Annotated in this window: 17 protein-coding genes and 1 pseudogene; 10 read left to right on the top strand and 8 right to left on the bottom strand. The window is 63.8% G+C overall.

All coding sequences use genetic code 11. From position 1 onward, the window contains the following. The first annotated feature begins 28 nt into the window (after positions 1–28). Positions 29–682, top strand: a complete 654-nt coding sequence (gene plsY, locus ACZBJS_RS30585) for a glycerol-3-phosphate 1-O-acyltransferase PlsY (protein WP_316399131.1) — start codon at positions 29–31, stop codon at positions 680–682. A 297-nt stretch (positions 683–979) separates the two neighbouring features. On the opposite strand, the gene ACZBJS_RS30580 is transcribed toward plsY, so the two are convergent. The 4 genes and pseudogenes from ACZBJS_RS30580 to ACZBJS_RS30565 all read right to left on the bottom strand — a co-directional run bounded on the left by ACZBJS_RS30580 (position 980) and on the right by ACZBJS_RS30565 (position 5132). Continuing rightward, a complete protein-coding gene (locus tag ACZBJS_RS30580) occupies positions 980–2173 on the bottom strand; it encodes an aspartate kinase (protein WP_316399132.1) in 1194 nt (397 codons plus the stop codon). A gap of 39 nt (positions 2174–2212) precedes the next feature. Then, entirely contained in the window at positions 2213–3511 is a 1299-nt protein-coding gene (locus ACZBJS_RS30575) for a peptidase M15 (protein ID WP_463439657.1), read from the bottom strand. 356 nt (positions 3512–3867) lie between these two features. After that, positions 3868–4437 (bottom strand): annotated as a pseudogene (locus ACZBJS_RS30570) (transposase); the annotation flags it as partial. Further along, entirely contained in the window at positions 4389–5132 is a 744-nt protein-coding gene (locus ACZBJS_RS30565) for an alpha/beta fold hydrolase (RefSeq protein ID WP_316399134.1), read from the bottom strand. The pseudogene ACZBJS_RS30570 and the gene ACZBJS_RS30565, both read right to left, overlap by 49 nt. Positions 5133–5223: 91 nt before the next feature. On the opposite strand from ACZBJS_RS30565, the gene ACZBJS_RS30560 reads away from it, so the two are divergent. Then, positions 5224–6786 (top strand): winged helix-turn-helix domain-containing protein, encoded by a 1563-nt coding sequence (locus tag ACZBJS_RS30560; RefSeq protein WP_316399135.1) that lies wholly within the window; start codon positions 5224–5226, stop codon positions 6784–6786. A 664-nt stretch (positions 6787–7450) separates the two neighbouring features. Here the strand turns inward: ACZBJS_RS30560 and ACZBJS_RS30555 are convergent. Next, complete coding sequence (locus tag ACZBJS_RS30555) at positions 7451–9061, bottom strand: ABC transporter substrate-binding protein (RefSeq protein WP_410469793.1); 1611 nt, start codon at positions 9059–9061, stop codon at positions 7451–7453. A gap of 315 nt (positions 9062–9376) precedes the next feature. Here ACZBJS_RS30555 and ACZBJS_RS30550 point away from each other — a divergent pair, with 315 nt between their 5' ends. From ACZBJS_RS30550 to coaA, 5 genes are all read left to right on the top strand, one after another. Further along, on the top strand, positions 9377–9835 hold the full coding sequence (locus ACZBJS_RS30550; protein WP_168856752.1) for a hypothetical protein: 459 nt from the start codon (positions 9377–9379) through the stop codon (positions 9833–9835). 250 nt (positions 9836–10085) lie between these two features. Beyond that, entirely contained in the window at positions 10086–10946 is an 861-nt protein-coding gene (locus ACZBJS_RS30545; protein WP_316398068.1) for an FAD binding domain-containing protein, read from the top strand. A gap of 4 nt (positions 10947–10950) precedes the next feature. Beyond that, positions 10951–11433: a (2Fe-2S)-binding protein gene (locus tag ACZBJS_RS30540; protein ID WP_057017586.1), complete on the top strand. Its 483-nt coding sequence runs from the start codon at positions 10951–10953 to the stop codon at positions 11431–11433. Beyond that, positions 11430–13688, top strand: coding sequence for a xanthine dehydrogenase family protein molybdopterin-binding subunit (locus ACZBJS_RS30535; RefSeq protein WP_316398065.1), 2259 nt, complete (start codon positions 11430–11432; stop codon positions 13686–13688). Before ACZBJS_RS30540 ends, ACZBJS_RS30535 begins: the two co-directional genes overlap by 4 nt. A gap of 226 nt (positions 13689–13914) precedes the next feature. Beyond that, positions 13915–14847 (top strand): type I pantothenate kinase, encoded by a 933-nt coding sequence (coaA, locus tag ACZBJS_RS30530; RefSeq protein ID WP_141341553.1) that lies wholly within the window; start codon positions 13915–13917, stop codon positions 14845–14847. 120 nt (positions 14848–14967) lie between these two features. Here coaA and ACZBJS_RS30525 read toward each other — a convergent pair whose 3' ends face one another. Then, a complete protein-coding gene (locus ACZBJS_RS30525; protein WP_316398064.1) occupies positions 14968–15912 on the bottom strand; it encodes an ornithine cyclodeaminase family protein in 945 nt (314 codons plus the stop codon). A gap of 158 nt (positions 15913–16070) precedes the next feature. Between ACZBJS_RS30525 and ACZBJS_RS30520 the strand changes: the two genes are divergently transcribed. Both ACZBJS_RS30520 and ACZBJS_RS30515 read left to right on the top strand, forming a co-directional pair. Further along, on the top strand, positions 16071–16811 hold the full coding sequence (locus tag ACZBJS_RS30520; RefSeq protein ID WP_310881611.1) for a bestrophin-like domain: 741 nt from the start codon (positions 16071–16073) through the stop codon (positions 16809–16811). Positions 16812–17070: 259 nt separating this feature from the next. Further along, positions 17071–17457, top strand: a complete 387-nt coding sequence (locus ACZBJS_RS30515; RefSeq protein ID WP_210262721.1) for a COG4315 family predicted lipoprotein — start codon at positions 17071–17073, stop codon at positions 17455–17457. A gap of 167 nt (positions 17458–17624) precedes the next feature. Here ACZBJS_RS30515 and ACZBJS_RS30510 read toward each other — a convergent pair whose 3' ends face one another. After that, on the bottom strand, positions 17625–18206 hold the full coding sequence (locus ACZBJS_RS30510; protein WP_057017581.1) for an HdeD family acid-resistance protein: 582 nt from the start codon (positions 18204–18206) through the stop codon (positions 17625–17627). Positions 18207–18451: 245 nt separating this feature from the next. Between ACZBJS_RS30510 and ACZBJS_RS30505 the strand changes: the two genes are divergently transcribed. After that, positions 18452–18673: a dodecin gene (locus ACZBJS_RS30505; RefSeq protein WP_026192947.1), complete on the top strand. Its 222-nt coding sequence runs from the start codon at positions 18452–18454 to the stop codon at positions 18671–18673. Between the two features lie 343 nt (positions 18674–19016). On the opposite strand, the gene ACZBJS_RS30500 is transcribed toward ACZBJS_RS30505, so the two are convergent. After that, on the bottom strand, positions 19017–19577 hold the full coding sequence (locus tag ACZBJS_RS30500; protein ID WP_253639518.1) for a GNAT family N-acetyltransferase: 561 nt from the start codon (positions 19575–19577) through the stop codon (positions 19017–19019). Positions 19578–19586 lie beyond the last annotated feature (9 nt).

Below are 19586 nucleotides of genomic sequence, written 5' to 3'. Positions count from 1 at the left end.
CGCCGCCGCGGGCATCGAGGTGACTGGCATGATCTTCTGGATCGCGGCTGTGGCTGGACTGGCGATCGCCTATCTGCTCGGTTCGACGCCGACGGGGTATCTGGCGGGGAAGCTGCTGAGGGGCATCGATATCCGCCAGCATGGCTCCAAATCCACCGGGGCAACGAACGTATTGCGAACCCTCGGGAGGTGGCCCGCATTGGCGGTGCTCCTTGTCGACGTGCTGAAAGGCGTAGCAGCAATCCTGTTCGCCCGCTGGTTTTATCCCTGGTTGTACACCTTGCCATCCGTCAGGCCGCCGGCAGCGCTTGATCCGCAAACGTGCGTGTCCTGGGCTGTCTGCCTGGCCGGGCTTGCCGTGTTGCTGGGGCACGGCCGTTCGATCTGGCTGAATTTCACCGGCGGCAAATCCGCTGCGACCGGGCTCGGCGTGTTGCTGGCGATGTCCTGGCCGGTCGGCCTCGGCGCTGCGGCGGCCTTTGGCGCTGTGGTGGCTGTCTTTCGGATTGTCTCCCTCGGCTCGATGCTGGCGGCATTGACGGCGATCGTCCTCGTCTGCGGCCTGGAGCAACCGTTGCCCTATCGCTTGCTGGTGATCGCAGGCGGCATCTACGTGATCGTGCGCCATCGTGCCAACATTCAGCGGCTGCTGGCCGGCACGGAGGCGCGGCTCGGGCATTGATAAGTGGTTCGGATTTCCTCAGAGAAGGCCGATCGATCAATCCGATGATCCGGCCTCGAGCGCTCCGGAGCGAAGCCGGTACCGGTTCGCGTTAAGAAAACGCGTTTGAACCATGGATATGGAATCCCGTTCCGATTCAATCGGAACGGGGAAGGCTCTAGTCGGCGACGACCGGCCCGAAAGGCTGCCATCGCTCGCCGGTGAAGCGCATCATCCGGAACTCCTTCACCACGCGATAGTCGGCGCGGCTGGTATTGATGGCGAGGCCGGGCAACGTCGTCCCTTGCCAAATTTCAACTAGATCAGCGAATGCAAGGCCATGACCGCGGCCTCACGGCTCTCCACCGGAACAAAGAAGCTTACTGAATGCGATGACAAAACATACTTGTCGGCGATGATTCCGTGACGTTGCAGAATCTGAACCGCCTTGTATGGCAGGTCCGAGGAAATGCCGCCGAAGCAAGTGAGGCTGACCGAACTCAGCGTCTCGCGCGGTTTGCGCAGGTCTTTGCTCCGTTCCAGTGTGCGCAGCAACGCGTCGAGTGTCTCAGAATCGCAAGTCATCATGATGCGGGTCTTTTCGGCGGTGAAAGCCGAGGCGAGGAGCTGCGGCCAAGGCAAGCCATTTTGCTGGAGATGCTGCGCGAACTTCTCAAAGCCTTGATTGAGGTCCGCCGAGTCGATCTCCACATGCTCGATGCGAGCCATCGAGTTGACGGCCAGGACTTTTCCGTTCTCCATGCCTGCGACCTCCTTCATCACTTGCGTGCTGTGTCGAGTGCCGCCCCATTTTCTCAGGACCAAAGGCACGTTTTGGCTGTGGGCCAGCTCCACACTGCGAAAGTGCAGGACCTTGGCGCCCCAGAAGCACATTTCGGACAGGGATGCGAAATCCAGCTGACGCAAGGGTTTTGCGTCCGCGACGATGCGCGGGTCAGCCGAGCAAACTCCGTCGACCTCCTTGATGATCTCGCAGCACTCCGCCTTGAGCGCCGCAGCCATGGCGACCGCGGTGGTATCGCTGCCACCTCGGCCAAGCGTCGTGATTTCCTTGGTCAGCGGGTTCACGCCCTGAAAGCCCGCCAAAACCACGATGCGTCCACGATCGAGTTCTTCGCGCACGCGAATGGGCCGCACGTCCAGAATGCGTGCGGAGGAATGGGACCCGTCGGTCATGACACCGGCCTGACTGCCGGTAAAGCTGATCGCCGGCACGCCGAGATCAGACAGCGCCATGCTCATCAAAGACATGCTGATGCGCTCGCCGGTGGTCAAGAGCATATCGAGTTCGCGGCGATTGGGGTGCGGGCTGACCTGATAGGCCATCCTGACGAGTTCATCGGTGGTCTTGCCCATCGCTGAAACGATCGCCACGACACGATGACCACGGCCATGCAAATCGGCGACACTGCTCGCGGCCGCGCGGATTCTTGCCGGTGTTTCGAGACAGACGCCTCCGTATTTTTGCACGATGATGGGATTGCTAGGCATTGTTGCCCGCGTCGTGTTGGAAGGCGCAGCTGAACCCGATCAGATCGTTCTCCCCTTCGACGCCTTTGCGGTCTTTGATCGTTTCGCCATGACCCGCCCAGCGCCCCGATCGCGCTTCTTGCGATCCGCTTCCGCGTGCTGAGCTTTCGTCCCGCCGCGGTGAGCGGCGTATTCCTTGCCGTCGATCGGCGCGACATGCGGTGGATCTCGATCGAGATACGGTCGCCCGATTCCAAAATCCGGTCCACGCGCATCGATCCATTTCCAAAGGGCCTCGGTGGAGACCCAACGCTCCGCCCGCGTCGCGCCTCTGACGCTCACGACATCGACGGCAAGCCCGTGGCCATAGCCGCCGCGGAAGCTCCCGCCATGGTATGACTTGTCGGACGCCGCCTTCAGGCCGCTCGCGATCGATTGACGGTAGTCATCGCGGAACGCGCTGGTGATGCCGGGCGCCAACCCGGCCTGCTCCGCCGCGTAGAGCGCGTGAAACAGCTTGAGTTTGAAGCTCCGATCCACCCCTCCAATCACGTAGTCGATCATCGGCATGCCCATTCGCTCCGCCGCCTTCGGATCCTTCCACGTGAAATCGTTATCGACGCGCCTGGTGAACGTCCTGGTGACAGTCACCGTCTTGCGCTTCTTCTTGACGGTCACTTTCCGCTGCTCTTGTACGCTGATGGTGTCTTGCTTCGGCGTCCGCTGGTAGAGCGCCCACAGGTACCGGTCGATGCAGACATCGACGACGAGGCACTCCTCGAAAATATCCAGGGGTCTCGCGGCCTCCTCGGTGTCACCAGACACTGGAGGCGGGCTCGCCGTCGCCGCTTTCACCGGCGATGTTTCGACCGGCAGCGTCTGCGACGAATCCGGCAAGGCAGCCACGACGATTGACTTCGGCTCGCTCGAGGTTGCTGTCGCATCAGGGGGCGTCGCCGGCACCGATTCAACCGCCATCGCCGCATCGGCGTTGGCGACAGCGTTACCCATGACACCTGCCTGCGGCGGGGCCATCGTGTCGGACGCCGGCCCCGTTAGGGATTCTGCAGCCATCGCTGCTTCAGCATTCACTTTGCTGACGTTGTCGACTGCCGTGGCCTGTCGCGTATCAGCCAGTTCGGCGTTGGCGGCGAGAGATGGTGCGAGGTCCTCGATGGACACTGCGCCGCTGTTCCCGATGCCGGCAGAGCCGGCAAGCCAGGCAAAGAGCCAACCTGCGAGAACGACCGTCCCGCACAACTCCGGAGTCGCAATTCGCCGCGGGTTCATCACCCCGTAGCCTCCAAAGGCTCGATCCGAGCCCTGTTGCACCGCCCAGCACGCGACGGCATCGATCATTCGGATCAAAATGGAAATGCGCAATGGGCGGAAGCCGTAGGCGCTACGCTTTTCCAGAAAGTGTTGCCCGACCGCAACGCGCGGCCGCGAGCAACCCGGCACGGCGCGTGCTGCTGCGTTCGGTGATTCACCTGCGCTCGAGCTTTGATTCCCATTTTGGGTCAAAAGCCGCCCATAGCGACCGAGCCGGGTGACTTCCGGTTCACCTCGAAGAGCCGACGTTCGCGATCGTCATGCAGACCGTCAGCTATGCGCCGATTTTGTTGCAAAAGTCGGCTGCTCGCGATGGATTGTTCGGCCATCTCGCCAAGGACGACCGGCTTTGGTTTGCCGGCCCTGACGCTCTCTACGCAACTCTACGCGGTGTACACCGTGTGTGCCGGTGGCGGCCGCGCGACCAGGCTCGCGAGCCGCCGTAGGTTCTGAGCGATGGCGGCCAGAACAAACTCATCCTGGGCGCCTCGTGGGCCACGCAGTCGCAGTCGGCCGAGCCTCAGGATGCGCTTCAGGTGTGCGAACCGCATCTCAATCTTCTTTCGCTCACGTCGCGACTGTTCAAAGGCCTCGGTGCCAGCGAAGGAGCGTGCAACGTCTCGGGCGCGCTCATGGACGTCGCGCGGGATCTTGCGTGAGGGCTCCTTTGGGCAGCACTGCGGTTTGAGCGGGCAAACATCGCAGTCGAGCTTGCTTGCGCGGTACAAGAGCGTCTTGCCCTCGTGTGCTGTGCCGCTTGTCCCGAGCCGCTTTCCGCCTGGGCAGTGGTAGACGTCGCCGGCCGGATCATATCGAAAGTCGTTGCGCGAGAAGGTGCCATCCTCGCGCTTTGACTTGTCGATGACCGGAATGTGTGGCGCGATGTCCTTCTCTACCAGCCAGTTCAGCATCGGCGCCGATCCATAAGCGGTATCGGCCGCGAGCCGCTCCGGCTTGGGTAGCGGTTTGCGAAAGCCACACTGACTGCGCAGCCTTGTGAATAGCCGAAGAGTGGAAAACGTTCCAACCCGGACGCATCAACAACAGCTTTTAGATCAATCACCCAAGCATCAAGCGACATTTCACTTACGTCCCAATCGGACAAGCCGCTTCCTCGTGCGTCGTAACGAACAAGAGTGTTTCGCCTCGCAAGCTCTACCAGCATGTGGCGGTAAATTGGCAATTCCCAATCGAGCTCCAGATGGCTAAGCCAGTTTGCGGTTTTTACCAAAGGCGGCCCGGTCCCAACTCGCGAGTAAGCCAGTCGCACACCGTCAATTGATCTACAATATTGTACCTGCTGGGCCGAGGGGACGCTCCGACTAGCGTCGACCGCCTCGATGTCCACCGGTCGCTCAATATTTTTCAGTTTTTGCAGACCCCGCGACGCAAAAGAGACATCGATCTTGCGATCCACCTGATCATAGACGACAGCTGATACGCAAATTCCACCAGGGTCACAAATACCTTCCAATCGCGCGGCGATGTTTACACCGTCCCCGAAAATGTCGTTGTCATCGAATATGATGTCACCAACGTGGATGCCTATACGAAATTCGATACGCCGATCCTGTGGCCCATTAGGATTATGCTCAGCCATGCTACGTTGGATTTCAACTGCACTGCGAATCGCATCGACTGCGGGCACATCCCCTGGCGCGCTTAACAGTTGGCTTACATTTCCCTTACGGGCAGCTTATTCTTTGGGTTTCAGAGGTGGCCGCGAGAGGGAATGCAGCTTGCGTTTTCTTTTTGAGGATTACGCATTGGATACCGACAGGCGCGAACTGCAGCGCGCAACGGAAGAGGTCGTTGTCGCACCCCAAGTATTCGACCTGATTGAATACCTGATCCGGAACAGGGAGCGCGTCGTCAGCAAAGACGACCTCGTCGGCGCCGTTTGGAACGGTCGCGTCGTCTCGGATGCCGCGCTAACGACTCGCCTGAACGCCGCCCGGAGCGCAATCGGCGACACGGGCGAGAAACAGCACTTGATCAAAACATTGCCGCGCAAAGGTTTCCGCTTCGTTGGCGCAGTGAAGGAAGACCGGAGGCCCGCAAATGAGACGATTGGCCCAATTGAGCGAACCGGCGAAGCGCCGCCGCGCCTATCCATCGTCGTGCTACCCTTCGCGAACCTGAGCGGTGATCGTGAGCAGGACTATTTCGCGGACGGTATAACCGAGAGTCTGACCACGGACCTGTCGCGCATCGGTGGTTCATTCGTAATGGCACAGAACAGCGCCGTCTCATACAAGGGCAGAGCTGTCGATGTCCGCCAAGTCGGCCGCGAATTGAATGTTCGCTACGTGCTCGAAGGCTCAGTGCAACGCAGCGGCAAGCGACTTCGGATGAATGTTCAGCTGATCGATGCCAGGAGCGGCCAGCATCTTTGGGCCGATCGCTTCGAGAAGCCTGTCGTCGACCTGTTCGATATGCAGGACGAAATCGTGTCGAGGCTCGCCGGTGCATTAGGTGCCCAGCTCATCGAGGCTGAGGCGCGACGAGCCGAGCGTACGCTGCATCCCGATGCGATGGACTTGTACTTCCAGGGCCGGGCCTGGTTCATGAAGGGGATTAGCCTTGAATGCGTGACGCAAGCGCGGGGCTTCTTCGAACGCTCGCTGGAGTTCGATCCCGGCAACGTCGAAGCAATGATTGGTCTGGCAAATGTTGATACGGTAGTTGGAGGTAGCTTTACGACGGATGATGGGCCCGCGCGGCTTGCGGCGGCCGAGGCGATGATGAACAAGGTATTGTCGATTAGGCCGAACAGTGCCTCAGCCCACATGGCTCGGGGTTGGGTCCAGACCTTTACGAACCGGGCCGCCCAAGGCATCCGTGAGTTCGAACATGCGTTGGCGCTGGCTCCGAATTTGGTCCACGCTCATGCTGCCCTTGGTTTCGCCAAATCCTACATAGGTCGCGCTACCGAGACCGAAGGCCATATACTCGAAGCTTTACGGCTCTCTCCTCGCGACGTTTTCGCTTACCAGTGGGCGTGTTTTGCGGGCGTGGCCAAGCTGCTGCTTGGTTCAGACGTCGAAGCCGTCAGTTGGCTGCGACGAAGCACCGAGGCGAACCGTAACTTTCATCTCGCTCATATATCGCTCGCCGCTGCCTTGGCCTTGACCGGCGCGCTCGATGAGGCGCGAACTGCTGCGAGAACGGGACTTGCGCTCAACTCAGGTTTCACCATTCGTCGCTTGCTCGCAGCTCAACAAAGCGACAATCCAATTTACCTTGCCGGGCTGCAGCGCTTGTGTGAAGGCTGGCGCCTCGCTGGCGTGCCGGAAGGGTGATGAGCGCTTCGGGCCGACTTCGGTGCTTTACTGCCCTACGTCGGCTTTGGGTCAAAGTGCGACATCTGGGCCTTCGGGGCCGGTATCAGTTGTACTCTCGTATCCGGACATCTCCGCGATGGCCCGGAGGTCAGGAACGATGACAGAAGCCGACATCTGAGCTGGCCTTCGGCACGTCTGCGTTGGTTGGCTGGACAATCGAACTACCCACCAAGCGAACGGAAACTCAATTCCTAGTTGCTTTCGAGCTCCTGTAGTCGACAACGGAGTTCGTTGTCGACAGTTGCTGCATAACGGCTGTCACTTTGATACCAGTCGGGAGCAAAGTCGGTGCATCGTAGTCTCATCTCGATCGCCTTGTGGCTATTCTTCTGCATGTCTACTGCAAGGCTGCTTCGAGAAAACGGACTGGAATAGGACGAGCTATCCTTTCGCGTGTGGGAGCGCGCGTTGAACGAGGATAAGACGACGACGCACATGCAAGAGGCGTTTGCGCGATTTCGGAATATTGGAAATGTATCCCTGAGTTGCCCGACGTGTCAAGTTGCCTTGCGAACGCCGGCAGCCGCCAGCTCCTTTGCATGGGGTTGTTTTCGATATTTTGGCCGCGCGCAGCTGCGGCGGTCGCTTGGGGGCGAAGGGGGGCTGCGGACAAGCCGATTGCTTATTCGGTCTTGTCGACGTTCCAGAACACCGGCGGCGCCGGGCCTTCCAGCACGCCGGTGAGCGATTTGCGCCAGGCGCTCGGCAAGCGGAACTGGCCGAGCGGGATATAGATCACCTGCTCGTAGGCTTGCTTTTGAATCTCGACCGCGACCCTCTTCTGCTCTTCAGGGGAGGTGGCGCGCGCATAGGCGTCGCGCATCTGCTCGAGCTTGGCGTCTTCGGGCCAGCCGAACCACGCCCGCTTGCCGTTGGCGGCGATCTGGTTGTTGACGATCGGGTTCATCACCTCGGTCGCGCCAGTGAAGGTGAAGAACAGGTTCCAGCCGCCTTCCTTGGGCGGCTTCTGGCTGGCGCGGCGGCTCACTACGGTCTGCCAGTCCGTCACCTGCGCGTCGACGTTGAAGCCGGCCGCGCGCAACAGCTGCGCCGCGACCGTCGGCGGCCCTTTCAGCGTCTGCACGTCGCCGGGGATCATGATCACCACGGGCGTGCCGTCATAGCCCGAGGCGGCGAGCGCCTTCTTCGCCTCGGCCATGCCGTCGCCCTTGATCAGCGTCTCGGCGCCGGCGTCGCTGGCGAGCGGCGTGTCGCAGGCGAAATAGGAGCCGCAGATCTCGTAATATTTCGCGTTGCCGACGGTGGCGTCGAGCACGTCCTTCTGGTTCATCGCCAGGAATGCGGCGCGGCGGACCTTGGCGTTGTCGAATGGCGGGTGCAGGAAATTCATCCGGCCCTCGATCTGGAAGCCGAACTTGTTCAGCACGGCCACGGTGAGGTCGGAGTTCGCCTCCAGCACCGGCAGCAGGTCGACCGACGGCTGTTCCAGGAAGTCGATCTCGCCGGATTGCAGCGCGTTGATCGCGGTCTGCGCGTCGGGCATCGTGACCCATTCGACGCGATCGACCTTCGCGACCTTGCCGCCCGACAGCCAATCCGGCTTGTCCTTGCGCGGCACGTAGTCGGCGTTGCGCTCATAGACGGCCTTCACGCCCGGCTGGAATTCGGCGCTCACGAACTTGAACGGCCCGCAACCGATCTGCTCGGCGATCTGCTTGCCCGGCGGCGTCTCCGCGAGCCGCTTCGGCATCATGAAGGCGACGTAGGAGGAGGGCTTTGCCAGCGACTCCAGCACGAGGCCGTACGGTTCCTTGAGCTTGAGCGCGATCGTCTTCGGCCCGCTCGCCTCGAGGGAAGCGGTGAATTCGGCCAGCTTCTGCGCCATGCCGTCGACGGCGGTCCAGCGCTTCAGCGAGGCGATGCAGTCCTCCGCGGTGACGGGCGCGCCGTCATGCCATTTCAGGCCGGCGCGCAGCGTGAAGGTGTAGGTGAGCTTGTCGTCCGAGATCGTCCACTCCGCCATTTGCGGGCGGACCTTGAAGCTTGAATCGATGCCGAGCAGCGTGTCGTAGACCATGTAGCCATGGTCGCGGGTGATGTAGGCGGTGGTGAAACCGGGATCGATGATGCGCAGGTCCGAATGCATCACTGCGGTGATGGTCTTGCCCTTGCCCGCGGCAAAGGCGCGTGATGACAGGATGGCAGGCGCTGCGATGGCCGGCGGCACGCCTGCCGCAAGCTTGAGGAGCGTTCTGCGCGAAACTTCGACCATTCGCCGTCTCCCGATCTGTCATTGCGCCGGCATGCTTCACCAATCCGATGTTGAAAGCAAGCAAGAGCCGCGCCATCGCGTTTGGTCCGGTTGCGAGGTTGCGCAGCCGTGTGCGCTCACTGCTTGAGCACGTCGCCGAGCAGGCGTTGGTTCCGGGCTTCGCCGCTCGGCACGTCCCGACGAGGTTGAGGAGGACTTAACCGGCTGCTGACACTTGTATCGCCTGGGTTAGCCGGGGTTGGACACCTTTCCGGTAGCTTGTTTGATGAGTGTTCGGCGGTCGAACCGCCGCGCCCCTTTGAGAGGCAAGACGCCATGCGCCGCGGTCTGCTCGTTCTTCTCGTGTTCGTCGGCATGGCGGTGTCCGGTCAGGACGTACGCGCCGCGGAGTTCGGCACGCGATACAGCTACCAGCAGCTGCAGGACCTGACCGAGAAGGGTCCCAAGGGCGAAGCCCTCGCTTTAGGCTACGTGAGTCTCACGCACTCCTTCATCCTGCCCTACAAGATGACGGGCTACTATGCCCTGATGGTCAAGGGCTCCGGCAGAGACCTCAACGGCCGCCCGCTCAACGTTTACCACGAGCTCTCGCAGGAGAAGATCGAGCAGATGCAGCGTGCCGGCGCGCTGCCCAATCCGCTTCCCCCTTACCGGCGCACGATCTTCGAATACATGTTCGGCTATGTGTTGTGGTGGTGCATTCCGGCGGCGCTGCTCATCATCGGGATGTTCTCGATGCTTGGTATCGGCTCCGGCAAACGCGGTCAGGCCTGACCGATCTGGTTGGCGGCCTCGTCGCGGCGGGTCGCGAGCGCGCCCCAAAGCAAAGGCCGCGCGCCGCCGCCGGCACCGCACAAGTCCGCATCCTGCATAGGAGCCTGCGCTTCCTGCCGCACCTCGCAGGCTGTTCGGACCCCGATCCGCCGTGTAGGGTCGCGGTCTGCCAGCCAGCAATAAGGCCACATCCCGCAAATCCTAAGGGAACAAGCAGTCGAGGGAGATCGAAAGAACCGTCATGACCGATATCCGATACGTAGCACCGCGCACGCTTGACGAAGCGATTGGCGCATTTGCTGCCGCCGGGAGTGCCGCCCGCATTATGGCAGGGGGCACCGACTTATTGGTGCAAATGCGCTCCGGCCTGGTGCGGCCGGGACTGATCGTCGACATCAAGAAGATCGGCGAGATGACCGAAATCAGCGAAACCGCCGATGGCGGTTTCCGCGTGGGTGCCGCCGTCTCCGGCATGGAACTCGCCGAGCATGCGCGCTTTGGCAAGGTATGGCCCGGCGTGCTCGAGGCCGTGAACCTGATCGGCTCCAAGCAGGTGCAAGGCCGCGCTTCCGCCGGCGGCAATCTCTGCAACGGCTCACCGGCCGGCGACAGCGTGCCGGCGATGATTGCGGCGGGTGCCGTCGTCACCGTGCAGGGTCCGAACGGCCGGCGGGACATGATGGTTGAGGATGTGCCGGCCGGACCTGGCCGCACCAACCTCAAGCCGGGCGAGATCCTGGTGAGCTTCACCTTGCCGCCGCGGCCGAAAGGCTCGGGTGACGCGTACCTGCGGATGATCCCGCGCACCGAGATGGACATCGCGGTGGTCGGCATCGGCGTCAGCCTGACCTTGAAGGATCGCGTCTGTACCGCGGCCCGCGTCGGCCTCGGTGCAGTGGCACCGACCGCGCTGCTGGTTGAGCCTGCCGCCCAGGCGCTGATCGGCTCGAAGCTCGACGATGCCGCGCTCGAAGCCGCCGCTGCCGCATGCCGCGCCGCCTGTCGTCCGATCGACGACAAGCGCGGCACCATCGCCTACAGGACCAAAACCGCCGGCGTGCTGCTCAAGCGCACCGCCGCGATCGCCGCACAGCGCGCGGGAGGACACTAGCACCATGGCGAAACTGCACGTCACCACCTCAGTCAACGGCGAGCCGGTCGAATTCCTGTGCGAGCCGTACGAGACCATGCTCGACGCGCTGCGCGGGCAATTGGGGCTCACCGGCTCGAAGGAGGGCTGCGCGTCCGGCGATTGCGGCGCCTGCTCGATCACGCTCGACGGCCGCCTGGTCTGCTCCTGCCTGATGCTCGCGGCTGAGGCCGAGGGCCACGAGATCGGGACCATCGAGGGCATGGCCAGAGGCGAGAAGCTGCATCCGTTGCAGCAGAAGTTCCTCGAGCACGCCGCGCTTCAGTGCGGCATCTGCACCTCGGGCATGCTGGTCGCCTCCGAGGCGCTGCTCGCCAGGAATTCAAACCCGACCGAAGAGGAAGTCCGCTTCTGGCTCGCCGGCAATCTCTGCCGGTGCACCGGTTACGACAAGATCGTCCGCGCGGTGATGGAGACCGCGGCTGAAATGCGGGAGGCTCGCCCATGAACGTCGTCAACAACAAATGGATCGGCCAGCGCACCATCCGGCCCGATGGCGTCGACAAGGTGACCGGCCGCGCGGCGTTTGCCGCCGACACCACCATGCCCGGCATGATCTGGGGCAAGGTCCTGCGCAGCCCGCATCCGCACGCCCGCATCAGGTCGATCAACACCGCCAAGGCCGAGGCGCTGCCCGGCGTCAAGGCGGTGGTCACCGCGCGCGACATCGTCGACTTCACGATCGAGAAGGGCGCCGTCATGCTCGGCATCCAGGACATGCGCTGGATGTGCCGCAACGTGATGGCGCGCGACAAGGCGCTGTTCCCCGGCCATCCCGTCGCCGCCGTCGCCGCGACCACGGAGGCGATCGCGACCGAGGCCTGCAAGCTGATCGAGGTCGACTACGAGGTGCTGCCCTGGGCGATCGAGATCGACGACGCGCTGAAGGCTGATGCGCCGATCCTGCACGAGTTCAACAAATTCGACGGCAAGCCCTCGAACATCATGGGCCGCCTCGAATCCAAGAAGGGCGACATCGCGCAGGGCTTCAAGGATGCTGAAGTCATCATCGAGCGTTCCTTCACCACACGCCCGGTGCATCAGGGCTATATCGAGCCGCATGCCTGCCTGATCTCGGTTGCGGCCGACGGCAAGACCACGATCTGGTCGTCGAGCCAGGGCCAATTCATGGTGCGCGCGATGACCTCGATGCTGACCGGCATCCCGCAGAGCGACATCCGCGCCATCCCCGCCGAGATCGGCGGCGGTTTTGGCGGCAAGACCATCGTCTATCTCGAGCCGCTCGCCACCCTGCTCGCCAAAAAATCCGGCCGCCCGGTGAAGATGGTGATGACCCGCGAGGAGGTGATGCGTGCCACCGGGCCGACCTCGGGCTCGAAGAGCACGGTGAAGATCGGCGCGAAGAAGGACGGCACCATCGTCGCCGCCCATGGCAGCTTCTATCTGCAGGCCGGCGCCTTCCCGGGTTCGCCGATCCGCGGTGCGGTCGGGTGCAGCTTCGCGCCCTACGACATCCCGCATGTGCTGTCGGAGGGGTTCGACGTCTGCTCCAACCGCTCCAAGGTCGCGGCCTATCGCGCGCCCGGCGCGCCGATCGGCGCCTATGCGGTGGAATGCGTGCTCGACGAGCTTGCCGAGGCGCTCAAGATGGACCCCTTGGCGCTGCGGCTGAAGAACGCGGCGAAGGAAGGCACCAAGGCGGCGCACGGCCCGGTGTTCCCACGCATTGGCTATATCGAGACGCTGGAAGCCGCCAGGAACCATCCGCATTATGCCGCGCCGCTCGGCAAGCTGCAGGGCAGGGGCGTCGCTTCCGGCTTCTGGTTCAATGCCGGCGGTGAATCCTCCGCGCAGGTCAACATCACCGAGGACGGCAACGTCGTCGTCACGACAGGGCACCCCGATATCGGCGGCTCGCGCGCCGGCATCGCCAATATCTGCGCCGAGTTGCTCGGCATCGACTACAAGCGCGTCTCCGTCATCATCGGCGACACCCAGACGGTCGGATTCTCCAACCTCACCGGCGGCAGCCGCGTGCTGTTCGCCTCCTCGATGGTGGTGACGCAGGCCGCCGACAAGGTGATCGCGACCTTGCGCGAGCGCGCGGCGAAGGTCTGGGAGATCGACCCTGAAGCCGTGAAGTGGGAGAACGGCGCCGCGCATCCGGTGAGCCCGAATGCCGGCCAGTTCGAGCCGCTGACGCTCGCCGACCTCGCCGAGAAGGCGCCGTCGCAGGGCGGTCCGATCGGCGCCAGCGTGCAGCTCAACACCCAGGGCGCCGAGGGCGGCTTCGGCACCCATATCTGCGACGTCGAGGTCGATGTCGATCTCGGTATCGTCCGCGTCATTCGCTACACCGCCATGCAGGATGTCGGCCGCGCCGTGCATCCGAGCTATGTCGAGGGCCAGCTGCAGGGCGGCGTCGCGCAGGGCATCGGCTGGGCGCTGAACGAGGAATACGTCTACAACAAGGACGGCAAGGTCGATAATCCCGGCTTCCTCGATTATCGCATGCCGGTCTGCTCCGACCTGCCGATGCTCGACTGCGCGCTGGTCGAGGTGCCGAACCCGAAGCATCCGCAGGGCGTCAAGGGCGTCGGCGAGGTGCCGCTGGTGCCTGTGATGGCCGCGGTCGCCAACGCCGTCCACAACGCGCTCGGCAAACGCTTCTACAGTCTGCCGATGTCTCCGCCGAAAGTGTCGGAGGCGCTGGACGCACCGACGCAGCAGGCCGCGGAGTAGGGAGCGTAGGGCGGGTTACGCCAACGCAAACCCGCCCTACGGTTCTACTACGGTCGCCGCGTAGCCCGGATGAGCGAAGCGATATCCGGGTGGGAGACCGGCCCCGCATGTCGCTGCGCTCATGCGGGCTACTCGTTGCCATCGCCGCCGCAAAGGGCGATTGACGTAACCGGCATTGCCTCGGCAAGATCGATCGGACGCATCAGGCTCACCGTGAACGGCTGAGATGACCCACCCCGACGAGCTGTCCGCCTACATGATCTTCGGCCGCAGCGATTGGGCGGCCTTGCGCGCCAGCACGTCGCTGACGCTCTCGGACGCCGATCTCGCGGCGTTGCGCGGCTTGAACGAGCCGATCAATTCCGCCGAAGTCAGCGACGTGTATCTGCCGCTGACGCGCTTGTTGAACCTGCATTTCGCGGCGGCGCGCAACCTCGCGCACGTCAAGGCGGAGTTTCTCGGCCGCCCGGCACGCCGTTCGCCCTACATCGTTGCATTGGCCGGCAGCGTCGGCGTCGGCAAGAGCACCTTTGCCCGCGTGCTGTGCGCGCTGCTGGCCCGCTGGGCCGATCATCCGTGGGTCGAGCTGGTGACGACCGACGGCTTCCTGCATGCCAACGGCGTTCTCGAAGAGCGCGGGCTGATGCGGCGCAAGGGCTTTCCCGAGAGCTACGACCTGCCGCGCATGCTGCGATTTCTCGCGGCGGCGAAGGCGGGCGAACGCGAGCTCGAGCTGCCGGTCTATTCGCATCTGATCGGCGATATCGTGCCGTCGGAACGCCAGGTCATCCAGCAGCCGGACATCCTGGTCTTCGAGGGCCTCAACGTGCTGCTGGCGCGCGGCACGGCGCCGGTGGTGGTGTCGGATTTCTTCGACTTCTCGATCTATCTCGATGCCGATGAGGCCGACATCCAGTCCTGGTATGTCGAACGCTTCCTCAGGTTGCAGCCGACAGCGTTCCGGAATCCCGCCTCCTATTTCCACCACTACAGGGACCTGCCGCCGGGTGACGCGCGCGAGGTCGCGGAGCGGCTGTGGCGCGAGCATCATCGCGCCAATCTCAGGGAGAACATCTTGCCGACGCGGACGCGGGCCGACGTCGTGCTGCGCAAGCGCGCCGATCACTCGATCGGCGAGGTCTGGCTGCGCGAGACGTAGATGTAGCCCGGATGAGCGAAGCGATATCCGGGGGAGGCTGATCCCGCATGTTGCGGAGCCCGTCATCGGGCGCGCATTCGTGCGACCCGTTGGCTCATGCGGGCTACAGAACAGTTCCGCTTACCGCAGCTCCTTCCCCAGCTGCGCAAGCACCGTCTCGCAGGTCATCAGATCCAGATGCCCGCCGCCGGCGTTCTTGAAGAAGGTGATGTCGCTATCCGACAGCCGCCCGGCGACCTTGCCGCCGGCGAGGTCGTAGTGGTCGCCGAGCACGTCGCTCTCGGTGATCGCGCCGCTCGCGATCGGTTGCAGGATGTCGCCGACGCCGTCGAAGGCGGATTCGCGGCGGTCGACGAAGATGCGCGAACGCCGCGCCGCCTCGTCGTCGGACTCGCGGGTCTCCGGGGTGAAGCCGCCGACCAGATCGAGATGGGTGCCGGGCCGCAAATTGGCGCCCTTGACCAGCGGCTCGCGCGAGCGGGTGCAGGTGGTGATGATGTCGGCCTCGCGTGTCGCGGCGTCGAGATCGGTGACGGCCTCGGCCGCGATGCCGTCGCCTTCCAGCAGCGCGGCGAGCTCCTGGGCGCGTTCAACTGTCCGGTTCCAGACCCGCACCCGCTTCAGCTGCGGCCGCACGGTGCGGTGGCCGCGCACCAGCCAGCGCGCCATCTCGCCGGCGCCGACCACCAGCAGCGTCTCGGCATCCGGCCGCGCGAGGTGTTTTGCGCCGAGCGCGGAGTCCGCGGCGGTCTTCCAATGGGTGATCTCGGCGGCGTCCATCACCGCGAGCGGACGCCCGTCATTGCCGTCGAACAGCACGCAGACCGCCTGAACCGCCGGCAGCTTGCCGTGGGCGAGGTTGCCGGGAAAGCTGGTGTAGAGCTTGGTCATCATGAAGCGGCCGGCATCGACCGCGCTGCGCGTCACCAGCTGCTGGCCCTTGTCGTCGCCGAGATAACCGTCGTGCACCGCGATCTTCGGCCGCCGGTGCGCGGCCTCGATCGCCTCGATCAGGACCGGGAAGCTCAGGACGCGGTTGACCTCGTTGTCGTCGACGATATGCACGTGGTATCTCCTCTGGAGCGCGCCTCGCGCTCTCGCCGGACGTCCCCCAACCCGTGCGGACTGGATAGCGCGTGGGGACGGCTAGTCAACCGGACATGCACCGCCGGGCGTCCCTTGCTATCCTGCGGACCTGATTCTCTCGCAGGTTCTCGCAAGCCGTGGTTGCATTCATCGTCGCCGTCCTGATCTTCATCCTGCTCGGCGGCGCCGCGCTTGCGACCATGGCGATCCATGTCCGGCTTGCCGATCATCACCGCAGCGACGAGACCAATACCTCGGTACGCCTGGTCGCGACGCTGTTCGTCACCATGCCGTCGCTGCTGCTCGGCCTGATGATGAACAGTGCCGCCAACACCTATGTGGCGGTCGATCGCAATTTGCACGTCTTCGCCACCGACCTCATCCTGCTCGATCGCAGCCTGCGGCCGCTCGGGCCGAGCGCCGAGGAGCCGCGCAAGCGGCTGCTCGCTTATGTCGAGCAGGTGCTCAAGGATGTTCCGATCTCCAGGGCAAGCGCGGTGTCCGAGCGCCTGCTCGACGAGGTCGGCACCAGCCTGCGCGAGTTGCGGTTCGACGACGAGCAGAAGGTCGCGCTGTGGAACGACGCGCGCTCGGTCTATCGGCAGGCGGTGCAGCAGCGCTGGACCTTTGTCGAGCAGTCCGACGGCTCGTTTCCGTCGCCGCTGATCTGCATCCTGGTCGGGTGGCTGACGCTGATGTTCGCCACCCTCGGCTTTCGCGCGCCGCGCAACGCAGTGGTGATCTCGACCACCGTCGCCGCCGCGGCGCTGATCTCGGCCGCGATTTACCTGATCCTCGAAATGAGCACGCCGTTCTCCGGCCCGATCCAGCTCTCCGACCGCCCGCTGGTGCGCGCGGTCGAGGAAATCAGGCGGTAGCATATTCGGTGTTGTAGCCCGGATGAGCCAACGGGTCGCGCGAACGCGCGCCCGATGACAGGCTCCGCGATATCCGGGGCGGCTCCCGCATGTCGCTCCGCTCATGCGGGCTACGGGACGGTATCGGCACGCGCCTGCGGCTTTATTCCCCTCGCATTGATCGCCGTCCCGAAAATTCTTCGCGCGCCGTCAGCGGAATAGTGCGCGCCCTTCGGCGTCCTTACGCATGCAAGCCATTTGCATTCGAACAGGAGACATCATGAAGACATCGATCTCGCTCGCGCTCGCCACCGCCGTGTCGCTTGCGTTCGCCTCGGCGGCCTTTGCCGCGCCGCCGACCAAGACCGGAACCACCGCGAAGGGCTCCGTCCTCACCGACGCCAAGGGCATGACGCTCTACACCTTCGACAAGGATTCCGAAGGCAAGTCGGCCTGCAACGGCCCGTGCGCGACGAACTGGCCGGTCTTGAAGGCGGACGCCAGCGACAAGGCCGAAGGCGGCTACACCATCATCTCGCGTGACGACGGCTCCAAGCAGTGGGCCTACAAGGGCAAGCCGCTCTATACCTTCGCCAAGGACCAGAAGGCCGGCGACATCACCGGCGACGGTTTCCTGAACGGCGCCTGGCATCTCGCGCAGCCCTGAGGCTTGCAGGTGGATTGAGGGTATGGCGGGTTAGCGTAAGCGTAACCCGCCATCTCTCCGCGCATGAAACGTGCGGCGCGTCACGCGGAGCTTGCCATCGGGCCGCCCTGCGAGCGGACCCGTTGGCTAACCCACCCGTCGATCGTGCCTGAGGCGACGATCGCGCCTCACGCCCTGCGCTTCAGCGCCATGCCCATGCTGATCCAGCTCACGCCGGCGCAGATCAGGTCGACGCTGAGGAAGATGCCGAGCACGTAGAGGCTCGAGACCGGCCAGCGCGCCAGGATCATGGCGCCGAGCACCAGCGTGATCAGGCCGGAGATCGCGACCATTCCCCACGGCGCTTCCGAGTTCATGCCGAACGCGAGGAAGATGCGGACGATGCCCGACACCACCAGCGCGATGCCGAGGAACAGCGTCAGCGTCGCCGCGGCGAGCAGCGGGTTCTCGAAGGTGATGAAGCCCGCCACGACATAGAGCGCGCCGAGCAGCAGCCAGAACAGGAATTTGCCCCAGGTCTTGAACTGGAACGCGTTGATGATCTCGGCGACGCCGGCGACGATCATCATGGCGCCGACGAACAGCACGCTGACGACGGTGGCGAAGAAGACGCTGCCGAAGGCGAGCACGCCGGCGATCAGGTAGATCACCCCGAGGGCGACGATCCAGCCCCACTTGGCGCGGAGGTTGGAAAGCCCGGATCCGAGGCTGTGAGGAGGTGTGGCGGGTGAGCTGGACGCAGTGGACATCGTATCGCTCCCGAATACTTGATGAAACCATGCTACCATAGGTCAAGGCCCGGACAAGGGCGGGTGCGCAGCTGGCACGAAATGCATGCTGGCACCAAAGGCGCCGCGACACGTTTATTCAGTTCGTCCGGCGTGTTGCCGCGCAGCATTCGTCGGTTTTGACGATGGCCGGCCCGCATCGGACGATGGACTGTCCGAACCGCAGCGCAAGCGGTCCGGATCGCGCATCCACAGAGGAGGTCGACATGCCCGCCACGCACGACAAGGATCACGTCTACAAAATCCTGGAACTGGTCGGATCATCGGACAAGAGCATCGAGGCGGCGATCGAGAACGCCGTGAGCCGCGCGTCAAAGACGATCCGGGAAATGAAGTGGTTCGAGGTGGTGCAGACGCGGGGCCATATCGAGGACGGCAAGATCCGGCACTATCAGGTGGCGCTGCGGGTCGGCTTTACGCTGGAGTAGGGCGTTCAGGTCGCTTGCGCCTTGCAGCCTGCAGGATTACTCGGGACCCATGGGTGCGATCGGCATCCGGCTTTCCCTGCGCCCTCTGTCATCAGAGCGGCGAAACGAAATGCAAAACTCGCGCTGCAGAGGCCGCGAGAATGCCGGTGTATGACTCACCGGCCGCGCAACACATTCGCTGTAGTCCCGGCCTAGTGCGCAATAGCGCACGGGGGGCCGGGACCCATAACCACCGAAGGTGATTATTGCGCGACGCTGGGGCCACAGCCTTCCTTGCCAATCCAATCCTGTGGTTATGGGTCCCGGCCTTCGCCGGGACGACGAATGGAAAGTGTCGTGCCCATCACCGTCGCGACAGCGGCGCGGGGGGCGGCGGGGCGGTGGCGCCGGCGGCGAGCGAGCGCTGCACCATCATGGTGTCGGACCAGCGGCCATAGCGATAGGCGACACCGGGCAAATGCCCGACGCGGGCGAAGCCGAAGCGGTCGTGCAGCGCGAGCGAGGCGGCGTTGTCGCTGTCGATGTAGCCGATCATCTGGCGGAAGCCGGCGGCGGCGCAGGTGTCGATTAACTCCTGCAGCAGCCGGCCGCCAACGCGCTGGCCGGTGAAGCGGTGATGCACATAGATCGAATGCTTCACCGTGTAGCGGTAGGCCGGACGCTTGCGAAACAGCACGACATAGGCATAGCCGACCACCTCGCTGTCGCAGATCGCGACGAGGTGGGGCAGGCGGGTGTTGCGCAGATTCTTGCGGCGGTCGCGCAGATCGTCGGGCTCCGGCGTGCCGCTGTCGTCGACGCTTTCCTCGACGCCGCGGCGGATGTGGTGGCGGTAGATCGACAGCATGGCGTCGACGTCGCTGTCGCGGGACGGGCGGACGGTGATCTTGTAATCATTCTCCATTGTGTTGCG

It is taken from the genome of Bradyrhizobium sp. KZN70725, from assembly GCF_055264925.1.
The sequence above is the reverse complement of the archived record's forward strand: the minus strand, read 5'-3'. Positions and strand labels throughout refer to the sequence as shown.